Source organism: Maribacter chungangensis, from assembly GCF_042676845.1.
GTDB lineage: Bacteria > Bacteroidota > Bacteroidia > Flavobacteriales > Flavobacteriaceae > Maribacter > Maribacter chungangensis.
Genome location: NZ_JBHTHY010000032.1, coordinates 1 through 1,941 on the forward strand (window position 1 = coordinate 1; position 1,941 = coordinate 1,941).

Sequence of the window (1,941 nt, forward strand, 5' to 3'; positions counted from 1 at the left end):
CCTGAGAAAAAAGAAGTATCCCTCGGGGCTTTTTTTTGGGAATTTAGGAGTTCATTGAAATATTGTGGAGAAGATAAGATCTATGAAACGGGGCGACCCGGAGTAGTCGATCTTTGGTAGAGAACAAAGAATCAAAGAATACAGGACGCGAGTCCTGGATAGAATTAGATCGAGAGAACCGGGGCCGGGGACGGACATTGGACTTGTTGGGACGAATATATACAGAACAACGATGAAGAGTTTGATCCTGGCTCAGGATGAACGCTAGCGGCAGGCCTAACACATGCAAGTCGAGGGGCAGCATTTCCAGCTTGCTGGAAGATGGCGACCGGCGCACGGGTGCGCACCGCGTATGGAACCTACCTTTTACAGGGGAATAGCCTTTGGAAACGAAGATTAATGCCCCATAGTACCGTTTTGCAGCATTGCTTAACGGTTAAAGGCTTCGGCCGGTGAAAGATGGCCATGCGTCCCATTAGCTTGTTGGTAAGGTAACGGCTTACCAAGGCTACGATGGGTAGGGGCCCTGAGAGGGGGATCCCCCACACTGGTACTGAGACACGGACCAGACTCCTACGGGAGGCAGCAGTGAGGAATATTGGACAATGGAGGGGACTCTGATCCAGCCATGCCGCGTGCAGGAAGAATGCCCTATGGGTAGTAAACTGCTTTTATACGGGAAGAAAAAGAGCTACGTGTAGCTTACTGACGGTACCGTAAGAATAAGGACCGGCTAACTCCGTGCCAGCAGCCGCGGTAATACGGAGGGTCCGAGCGTTATCCGGAATTATTGGGTTTAAAGGGTCCGTAGGCGGGCGATTAAGTCAGTGGTGAAAGTCTGCAGCTCAACTGTAGAATTGCCTTTGATACTGGTCGTCTTGAGTTATGGTGAAGTTGCCGGAATATGTAGTGTAGCGGTGAAATGCATAGATATTACATAGAACACCGATTGCGAAGGCAGGTGACTAACCATATACTGACGCTGATGGACGAAAGCGTGGGGAGCGAACAGGATTAGATACCCTGGTAGTCCACGCCGTAAACGATGGATACTAGCTGTCCGGTACCTTGAGTACTGGGCGGCCAAGCGAAAGTGATAAGTATCCCACCTGGGGAGTACGTTCGCAAGAATGAAACTCAAAGGAATTGACGGGGGCCCGCACAAGCGGTGGAGCATGTGGTTTAATTCGATGATACGCGAGGAACCTTACCAGGGCTTAAATGCATATTGACAGGGGTAGAGATACCTTTTCCTTCGGGCAATTTGCAAGGTGCTGCATGGTTGTCGTCAGCTCGTGCCGTGAGGTGTCAGGTTAAGTCCTATAACGAGCGCAACCCCTACCGTTAGTTGCCAGCATGTCATGATGGGGACTCTAACGGGACTGCCGGTGCAAACCGTGAGGAAGGTGGGGATGACGTCAAATCATCACGGCCCTTACGTCCTGGGCCACACACGTGCTACAATGGCAGGTACAGAGAGCAGCCACCCCGCAAGGGGGAGCGAATCTATAAAACCTGTCACAGTTCGGATCGGGGTCTGCAACTCGACCCCGTGAAGCTGGAATCGCTAGTAATCGGATATCAGCCATGATCCGGTGAATACGTTCCCGGGCCTTGTACACACCGCCCGTCAAGCCATGGAAGCCGGGAGTGCCTGAAGTCCGTCACCGCAAGGAGCGGCCTAGGGCAAGATCGGTAACTAGGGCTAAGTCGTAACAAGGTAGCCGTACCGGAAGGTGCGGCTGGAACACCTCCTTTCTAGAGATTGTCCGCTTAAGCGGACGGTCCCTGACATATTCGGAAGAAGTTTCCGGTCCCGTTTTTTCGGTTTATTATTCACTTTTGATGATTATTGTTCACGTAACGCTCCACAATTATGATATATAGTAAATGCCGTATGTTCCTTTTAAAAGAGGCATAGGGTAGGGACAGTCCCATAGC

1 rRNA gene is annotated in these 1,941 nt (G+C 51.3%); it reads left to right on the top strand.

Annotated elements, in window-relative coordinates:
* The first annotated feature begins 229 nt into the window (after positions 1 to 229).
* Positions 230 to 1,758: ribosomal RNA gene (locus tag ACFQZJ_RS19740) — 16S ribosomal RNA — on the top strand.
* The last annotated feature ends 183 nt before the right edge of the window (positions 1,759 to 1,941 follow it).